Raw genomic sequence first — 2,209 nt, forward strand, 5'->3', positions numbered from 1 at the left:
GCTGTTACCCCGAGCCCACTGGGACATTTTCTTCGTCACCCCGGCCACCGTGCTGCGCTGGCACCATGATCTCCTCGCACGACAATGGACCCACCCACGCAAGACACCCGGACGGCCATCGATCCGCCGGGAGATCCGCGAGCTGGTCCTGCGCCTCGCGCAGGAGAACCCGGCCTTGGGACACCGCAGGATCCAAGGAGAACTCGCCGGGCTGGGCTACCCGGTCGGGGTCGCCACCATCTGGCGGATCCTGCACCGCACCGGTGTCGACCCCGTGCCCCGGCGGATCGACACATCTTGGCGCACGTTCCTGTCCGCCCAGGCCTCCGCCATCCTGGCCTGCGATTTCTTCACAGTGGACACCATGTTCCTCCAACGGATCTACGTGTTCTTCGTCGTCGAACACGCCACCCGCCGTGCCCATGTCCTTGGAGCAACGAAACACCCAACCGCGGCATGGATCACCCAGCACGCCCGGAACCTGCTGATGGATCTCGAAGATCGCAGCCGCAGGTTCCGGTTCCTCATCCGTGACCGCGATACAAAGTTCACGGCTTCGTTCGACGCCGTCTTCACCGCAGCCGGCATCGACGTGGTACGCACACCGCCACAGTCACCCCAGGCAAACGCGATCGCGGAACGCTGGGTCGGCACCGCCCGCCGCGAATGCACCGACAGATTATTGATCGTCTCTGAACGGCACCTGACCACCGCCCTCACCAGCTACGCCGAGCATTTCAACACCCAGCGGCCTCACCGCTCCCTCGGCCAGCATCCGCCCGACTCACCACCCGTGGTCACCCCGACCCCGGGTTCCACCGTCCGTCGCACACGCATCCTCGGCGGGCCGATCAACGAGTACCGCAACGCCGCCTGACGACACCCCCTGACGATCACGTCAGCCGCAAAAGGCCAGCTCACAGGCCGAAACCCGAATTTCGGAGCCCCACAGCCTCGGGAGACCAGACTCGTTCGGCGATCGCCTGGTACAGCTGGGCACCACATCCGTAGGCTCCACTCTCGATCATCGGGGTGGACGAACCTCCTTGTCCGCGCCCATCGGGCTACTGCGGGACGGGGCGCGTCGTGTCATTCAGTTGCAGACGTGCTGGTAGCGAGTACTAAGTTCTCCGTAGCCAGAAGTGTCTGCGTGTGGAGGACGACGGGACGGGCCCGATCGGACAGGCTGGTGCCGTACCTCCGATCAGATCCGGAGACTCAACCCCTCCCCAGATCTTCCGGTGGACGGCACCCTGACCGGATCTTCCCGCCAGACCGGTCGACACGCTCCTCCAATGCCAGGCGAGCGAGCGACACGACAGGGAGAGTCATGCGTAAACGACTTATCTTTATCGGCGTGGCCATCGCGTCGTTGGCCGCCTGCGGCCCGGTCGAATCGACCGAATTCTCCCCCGTGAATACGGTGAGCACGCCGTCCGTGTCGACGAACCCAGGAATCGGAATCGGGGGCGGTACCCCCACCTACGTCAGACAGTTCCGCCAGCAGTTTCCCGGGTTGGCGGAGGGGAAAACCGACGAGCAGATCCTCAGCGACGGCGAGGCCGACTGCTCGGACATGGCCACCACCAGAAAGATCACTATGCCCTCGATGGCGAAGCGTTACGGCTTGAGCGACTCGACAGCCGACCAGTTCACACTCCACAACATCGCCCTGCTGGCAACGTTCACCCTCTGCGGGATCCGCTGACACTCACTCTCCCGCTCCGGCCCTGCCAGCCTCGGGGAGCGTCACAACGGTGCTGACAACTTCCATGGGAACGCAAGGCCGCACCCAATGCTCAGTACGCCACCAGCAACCAGCAACCAGCTCGAATCCGTTCGTCTTGACGTAGGAGTCCTCGACCTGATCCTGGTCGGAGATACATATGGACGGCGACTTTGCATATCTGAGGTTCATGCCGACAACCGTCCAGAAGGAGATCTCCTACCCATCGAGATCACTCTTCCGATGGTGCAGTCAGTTACACCATGGATTCGGGAGAGAATGCCCTAGTCGCCGACCGCGGGCGGCGGCATCATCAAACAAAGATTCATACCTCACCATTCACAATAGGAGATACTCATGAGTTCGGTGTTCTCGCCGAGACATCGAGGCCAGTGCTCCTGTTTCTAGCCCCACTCCCGCTGCTCCCGCTCCCAGTCAGCCCTGGCCGCGGCCACCGCCTTCGCCCTCGCCCTCGCCCTCGAT

General features: G+C 63.2%; 2 protein-coding genes. Both read left to right on the forward strand.

What is annotated here, in order from left to right; translation table 11 throughout:
* Positions 1-877: integrase core domain-containing protein (locus AC559T_RS11800; RefSeq protein WP_498868717.1), on the forward strand; the 877-nt coding region annotated here is incomplete at its 5' end.
* 453 nt (positions 878-1,330) lie between these two features.
* Complete coding sequence (locus tag AC559T_RS11805) at positions 1,331-1,708, forward strand: hypothetical protein (RefSeq protein ID WP_131628169.1); 378 nt, start codon at positions 1,331-1,333, stop codon at positions 1,706-1,708.
* Positions 1,709-2,209 lie beyond the last annotated feature (501 nt).

It is taken from the genome of Frankia sp. Hr75.2, from assembly GCF_949319125.1.
In the GTDB taxonomy this organism is placed as follows: domain Bacteria; phylum Actinomycetota; class Actinomycetes; order Frankiales; family Frankiaceae; genus Parafrankia; species Parafrankia soli.